Annotated in this window: 7 protein-coding genes and 1 pseudogene; all 8 read left to right on the forward strand. The window is 45.8% G+C overall.

Translation table 11 applies throughout. The features are described 5' to 3' along the window. A pseudogene (locus RT269_RS29420) lies at positions 1–332 on the forward strand (NAD(+) synthase); the annotation flags it as partial. 14 nt (positions 333–346) lie between these two features. Beyond that, positions 347–1,126, forward strand: a complete 780-nt coding sequence (locus RT269_RS29425; RefSeq protein ID WP_313188048.1) for a TrmH family RNA methyltransferase — start codon at positions 347–349, stop codon at positions 1,124–1,126. A gap of 228 nt (positions 1,127–1,354) precedes the next feature. Then, positions 1,355–1,795, forward strand: a complete 441-nt coding sequence (locus RT269_RS29430; protein WP_313188049.1) for an NfeD family protein — start codon at positions 1,355–1,357, stop codon at positions 1,793–1,795. A gap of 1 nt (position 1,796) precedes the next feature. Next, positions 1,797–2,735, forward strand: coding sequence for an SPFH domain-containing protein (locus tag RT269_RS29435; protein ID WP_313188051.1), 939 nt, complete (start codon positions 1,797–1,799; stop codon positions 2,733–2,735). Between the two features lie 199 nt (positions 2,736–2,934). Beyond that, the gene (locus RT269_RS29440) at positions 2,935–4,107 is read left to right on the forward strand and encodes a patatin-like phospholipase family protein (protein ID WP_313188052.1); all 1,173 of its coding nucleotides are present in this window, start codon (positions 2,935–2,937) and stop codon (positions 4,105–4,107) included. Positions 4,108–4,266: 159 nt separating this feature from the next. Beyond that, positions 4,267–5,202, forward strand: coding sequence for an ornithine carbamoyltransferase (argF, locus tag RT269_RS29445; RefSeq protein WP_313188053.1), 936 nt, complete (start codon positions 4,267–4,269; stop codon positions 5,200–5,202). A gap of 3 nt (positions 5,203–5,205) precedes the next feature. Continuing rightward, positions 5,206–5,514 (forward strand): DUF6637 family protein, encoded by a 309-nt coding sequence (locus RT269_RS29450; protein WP_313188055.1) that lies wholly within the window; start codon positions 5,206–5,208, stop codon positions 5,512–5,514. Between the two features lie 5 nt (positions 5,515–5,519). Next, on the forward strand, positions 5,520–6,213 hold a 694-nt coding region (locus RT269_RS29455; protein ID WP_313188056.1), incomplete at its 3' end, for a biotin--[acetyl-CoA-carboxylase] ligase.

Genomic DNA, 6,213 nt, shown 5'->3' on the forward strand with positions numbered 1-6,213 from the left:
CTCAGGATGGAGAAATTGCCCAGAAGACTGAGGACCTGGTAGGCCCCTATGAGCTTCATGATTTCTTCCTGTACCAGATCTTAAGGTTCGGCTGCCGGCCGGAGAAGGTCTACCGCATGGCGGTTTACGCCTTTACAGGGCATTATGAGAAGGAAGTCATTTTAAAATGGTTAAAGGTATTTTACCGCAGATTTTTCAGCCAGCAGTTTAAGCGTTCCTGCATGCCTGACGGGCCTAAGGTGGGTTCTGTGGCAGTTTCCCCAAGGGGAGATTTACGCATGCCAAGCGATGCCGTAAGCCGCCTGTGGCTGGAAGAACTGGAAAATTTATAAAAGAGAGGTACATTATGATAACCAGCAGTGCCAATGCAAGGGTGAAACAGGTGATGAACTTATCAAAGAAGGCCAAAGCCAGAAATTTAAACGGCCTCTTTGTAGCAGAAGGCCTTCGCATGTTTAAGGAAATTCCGGTGGACAGGATTGACAGCGTTTTTGTATCGGAAGGTTTTTTAAAGGATGAAGCCCATAAAAAGCTTTTGTCGGAAGTGAAGTACGAGGTTGTCTCGGAGGATGTGTTTAAGGTCATGTCAGATACCCAGACGCCTCAGGGGATTTTAGCCATTGTAAGGCAGTATGCTTACAAGGAGGAGGACTTGCTGGCTGCGCCTGGTCCTTTGTTTCTGATGATTTTGGAAAATATTCAGGACCCGGGGAATCTTGGAACGATTCTCAGGGCCGGGGAAGGGGCTGGAATCACCGGAGTGCTCATGAGTGATACTACGGCGGATGTTTATAATCCAAAGGTAATCCGCTCCACTATGGGGTCTGTTTTTCGCGTTCCATTTGTTTATACAAAAGACCTTACGGCTTCTTTAAAGGCCCTGAAAGCTGGCGGGGTCAGACTGTATGCGGCACATTTAGATGGCAGGAATAATTATGAAAAAGAGAATTATACTGTTGATACAGGGTTTTTAGTGGGAAATGAAGCAAACGGCCTGACAGATGAAACGGCAGCGCTGGCGGATGCTTATGTAAAGATCCCCATGAAGGGAAAGGTAGAATCCCTAAACGCGGCGGTTGCGGCTTCTGTATTGATGTTTGAAGCTGCCAGACAGCGTCGGATGTAGCCGTTAGAAAATTGTAAGGCTTTTTAAAGACGGAAATATTGAGAAAATATTGAGAAATACTGGAACATATAGTATGATAGTAGTAGTTCGCCATTCATTTACATGCGCCTTTCAGAAATATGTACGATCCGCCGTATTATGAATGAAGTGGCTGAACGATAGGCGTACGTCAACAGATAGATTTGCCGGGCAGCTTTGCCTACAATGGCAGGGAAGGGGAATGATAAGATGGCAGCAGTCTATTGGCTTATTGTATTTGTAGTGCTTCTTGGAATTGAAGCGGCGACCATGGCCCTGACAACCATCTGGTTTGCGGGAGGAGCATTGGTTGCATTTGTGCTGGCACTGTTTGGAATAAATATTCAGGTGCAGCTGGCGTTGTTTGTTATTGTATCTTTTATTCTTTTATTCTTTACAAGGCCTTTTGCCTTAAAGTATGTTAATCAGAACACGGTAAAGACCAATATGGATAGCCTCATTGGTAAACATGCCAGGGTAACGGCCACGATCAATAACGTGGAGGGGAAAGGCGCAGCGATCCTAAACGGCCAGGAATGGACGGCAAGAGCACTGGAGGAAGACGGCATATACCCCGTAGGTGCTATTGTGGAAGTAAAGGAAATCAGAGGCGTAAAACTAATTGTGAGTATGAATAAGGAGGAATCATAGAATGGGAGTTGTCGGTTTTACAGCAGTTATTATTATATTGATTGTTATTCTGGCTTTATTGTCAACATGTATCAGGATCGTTCCCCAGGCACAGGCTCTGGTCGTAGAACGTTTGGGAGCATTCATGGAGACATGGTCCGTAGGTGTTCATATTAAGATGCCGATTATTGACCGTGTGGCTAAAAGGGTCAATTTAAAAGAGCAGGTGGCAGACTTCCCGCCTCAGCCGGTTATCACAAAGGATAACGTTACGATGAGAATCGATACGGTCATATTTTTTCAGATAACAGACCCGAAGCTTTATGCATACGGTGTTGAGAATCCCATCATGGCCATTGAGAATCTGACGGCTACGACCCTTCGTAACATCATCGGTGATCTGGAGCTGGATCAGACCCTGACTTCAAGAGAGACCATCAACGCAAAGATGAGAGAGACCCTTGATATCGCTACTGACCCGTGGGGAATCAAGGTAAACCGTGTGGAGCTTAAGAATATCATGCCTCCGGCAGCCATTCAGGATGCCATGGAGAAGCAGATGAAAGCAGAGCGTGAACGCCGTGAAGCCATCTTAAGAGCAGAAGGAGAGAAGACATCCACCGTTCTTGTTGCGGAAGGAAAGAAGGAATCTGCAATCCTTGATGCGGAAGCTGAAAAGCAGGCTGCAATCCTTCATGCAGAGGCAGAAAAGGAAAAACGGATCCGTGAAGCAGAAGGCCAGGCGGAAGCTACCTTAAAGATCCAGCAGGCCAATGCGGATGGAATACGTATGATTAAGGAAGCTGGTGCGGATCATTCGGTTTTAGTCATTAAGAGCCTGGAGGCATTTAGGGCAGTTGCTGACGGCAAGGCTACCAAAATCATTATCCCTTCCGATATTCAGAACATGGCCGGGCTGGTTACTTCCATTACGGAGATCGCTAAGAATCCGGTGGAATAATTTTCTATGATTGCCGCGATATCCCCAGGGGATATCCTTTATGACGGCAGCAGCCGGACTTCCATTTAAACGTACCGCAGCAGGGGGCAGATGCCCTCTTGCTGCGTTTTTGGCATAATTTCTCTGATTCTGCCCATATTTTTTGGGTATAGAGGTATACCTGCAGGGTATTTCCTTAGATAGTCTAAAAGGAGGGCTTATGGAACTGAAACTGGATTTAAGCAGAGAATATGGACTGGTGCTTGAAGGCGGAGGGGCCAAGGGGGCTTACCAGATCGGTGCCTGGAAGGCTTTGAGGGAAGAAGGAGTAAAGATAAGGGGAGTTGCAGGTGTTTCCGTTGGCTCCTTAAACGGCGCTCTCATTTGCATGGATGATTTGGAACGGGCGGAAGAGATATGGAAGAACATTGAGTACTCTCATGTCATGTCGGTTAACGATGAGACCATAAAGGCGTTAAAGGAAAAGGATTTCAAGTCCTTAAATCTGCAGGAGCTGATAAGCAGCGGACTGCAGATCGTTAAGGATGGTGGATTTGATATCACTCCTCTGAAAAATCTCATTGAAGAAGTGGTGGGAGATGAGGAAAAGCTCAGAAACTCTGACAGGGAACTTTATACCGTGACTTATTCGGTTTCAGACAGGAAGGAAGTGGCCGAGGATATCATAAAAAGCGATGCAGGATCCATCAAGGATATGCTGCTTGCCAGCGCTTACTTCTTAGCTTTTAAGAATGAAAAGCTGGGTGGAAAACGGTATATGGATGGCGGTGGAGTCAACAATGTCCCCATTAATGTTCTTCTTGATCATGGGTATGAAGACATCATTGTGATCCGCATCTATGGTCTGGGATTTGACAAAGAACGGGTGACTGAGATTCCGGAGGGGATCCATGTGTATCACATTGCTCCCAGACAGGACCTTGGGGGAATCCTGGAGTTTGATAAAAAACAGACGAGAAAAAATATGACTTTGGGATATTTTGATGCAAAAAGGTTCTTATATGGCCTTTGCGGGCGTATTTATTATATTGATGCACCAAATACGGAACCCTACTATTTTGATAAGATGATGTCGGAATTGGAACTTTTTAAAATATATATGAAGGATACGCTTAATGAAGAGGGAATGGCGGCCCTGACGGGGTACCGTGCCTTTACGGAAAAGATATTCCCCAGGCTGGCTGAGGAATTTAAGCTGAAGGAGGACTGGGATTACAAGGATATGTACTTAGGCCTGTTGGAAGATCTGGCAAAACGTTTGAAGGTCAAACGCTTTCGGATTTATACGGTGGATCAGCTGATGGAGGAGATCAGAAAGAAGCTCCGGACCCTTGACAAGGTGAAACCGCCGCGGCAGGGGAATATATTCTGAAAGAAAAACATCTTTCACACCTCATTTGTAAAAAGACCGGATATGCAGGTAGATACCCTTAATGCATTAATATACAAAAATAAAAAAAGTATTGCATAACTATGCGATATACTCTATAATAATGTATAAAAATACAAATAGAAAAGCGGAGGATGCAATATGAACTTAAAAGGAAGAAATTTTATCACATTAAAGGATTATTCACCGGAAGAGATTGGATACCTGCTGGACTTAGCTGCTGATTTAAAGGCCAGGAAAAAACAGGGGATCACGGGTAACTCCCTGAAGGGTAAAAACATTGCTCTTATTTTTGAAAAGCCGTCAACCCGCACCAGATGTTCTTTTGTGGTCGCTGCGGTTGATGAAGGTGCACATCCGGAATATTTAGGAAAAGATGATATTCAGCTTGGACATAAAGAAAGCGTGGAAGATACGGCAAGAGTTTTGGGAAGGGTATTTGACGGAATCGAATTCCGAGGATTTAAGCATAAGACCGTGGAAGATCTGGCTAAATATGCAGGCGTTCCGGTGTGGAACGGGCTGACCGATGATTATCATCCAACGCAGATACTGGCAGACCTTCTCACGATGAAAGAACATTTCGGATATTTAAAGGGACTCCGTTTCGTATACGCAGGGGATGGACGCAATAACATGGCTAACAGCCTGATGATCGGCATGAGCAAGATGGGGGTTCATTTCACCATCCTGGCTCCTAAGAGCCTTTGGCCTAAGGGGGAGCTGGTGGAATTATGCCAGGGTTATGCCGCGGAGAGCGGAAGTACCATCACTCTGACGGAGGATACGGCTGCGGTTAAAGATGCAGATACCATTTATACCGATGTATGGTGCTCCATGGGCGAAGAGGACAAGGCTGCACAGCGTGTTGCACTTTTAAAGCCATATCAGGTGAATCAGGATCTTATGGAAAAAACAGGGAAAGATACTACCATATTTATGCACTGCCTGCCGGCTGTCAAAGGAAATGAAGTAACAGAGGAGGTCTTTGAATCCGGCGCATCTGTGGTATTTGATGAAGCAGAAAACAGAATGCACACCATTAAGGCGGTAATGGTGGCAACGTTAGGAGAGTAGAATATGTATATACAGGAACGAGGAAGAAGCCTAAGAAACGCTTCCATGATTGTGGATGTCCTCCATATTGTAGTAGGAATCCTGATTGTAACATTGGCTGTCATATCATTTTTAAACCCGGAAGATCATATGTTTCTGTTCCCGGCAATATTTTTTCTGGCCGGCATGCTTAACCTGGTCAATGGGATTTATAAAATCAGACTTAGCGGCAGAGAGAAAAAGAAGAAGGCGGCAGGCATTGCTGTCATCCTGTTCGGATTTCTTCTTATCGCCCTTACTGTAATCAGTGCGGTGAGCATCTGGTGGAGGTGATGTCAATGAAAACTGAGATTCTTAAGCTGCTTAAGGAAAGTGACGGCTACTTATCAGGGCAGGAGCTGTGCGGCCGCTTTGGGGTTTCCAGGACGGCCATTTGGAAAGCCATCCGCCAGCTTGAAGAAGAGGGATATCAAATTGAGGCGGTTCGAAATAAAGGGTATCATTTCATCGGTTCTTGTGATATAATGACGAAAACGGAGATTAAAAGCTGCATCAAAGGGAAATTTGGCAGGGACGTGGAATACCACGAGGTCATTGATTCCACCAACATAAGGGCCAGGCGTCTGGCAGAAGAAGGGGCTTTAAGTGGTACCCTTGTTGTGTCAGACTGCCAGAGCGCTGGGCGGGGCAGAAGAGGCCGCGCCTGGGTGTCCCCATCCGGGAAGAACATATTTATGAGCTTAATCCTAAGGCCGGATATTCTTCCAGCTTCCGCTTCTATGATTACACTGGTAGCCGCCCTGGCGGTCTATGACGGGATAAAGAACGTTACGGGCCTTGATGCCGGCATTAAGTGGCCGAATGATATTGTGGCAGATGGGAAAAAGCTATGCGGCATTTTGACAGAAATGAGCGCCGAACTGGAAGGAATCCATTATGTCGTGGTGGGGATCGGGATCAATGTGAATATTGAGGAAGTTCCGGAAGAAGTAAGTCAGATGGCCACTTCCCTGCTTCTGGAAACAGGAGAAA

Origin of the sequence: Lacrimispora sp. (assembly GCF_032078915.1) — a bacterium.
Classification (GTDB): domain Bacteria; phylum Bacillota; class Clostridia; order Lachnospirales; family Lachnospiraceae; genus Lacrimispora.

What these genes read in the sequence shown, in the direction of transcription:
- RT269_RS29425 (WP_313188048.1), top strand. Translation starts at nt 347, where the DNA reads ATGATAACCAGCAGTGCCAATGCAAGGGTGAAACAGGTGATGAACTTA.
- RT269_RS29430 (WP_313188049.1), top strand. Translation starts at nt 1,355, where the DNA reads ATGGCAGCAGTCTATTGGCTTATTGTATTTGTAGTGCTTCTTGGAATT.
- RT269_RS29435 (WP_313188051.1), top strand. Translation starts at nt 1,797, where the DNA reads ATGGGAGTTGTCGGTTTTACAGCAGTTATTATTATATTGATTGTTATT.
- RT269_RS29440 (WP_313188052.1), top strand. Translation starts at nt 2,935, where the DNA reads ATGGAACTGAAACTGGATTTAAGCAGAGAATATGGACTGGTGCTTGAA.
- argF (WP_313188053.1), top strand. Translation starts at nt 4,267, where the DNA reads ATGAACTTAAAAGGAAGAAATTTTATCACATTAAAGGATTATTCACCG.
- RT269_RS29450 (WP_313188055.1), top strand. Translation starts at nt 5,206, where the DNA reads ATGTATATACAGGAACGAGGAAGAAGCCTAAGAAACGCTTCCATGATT.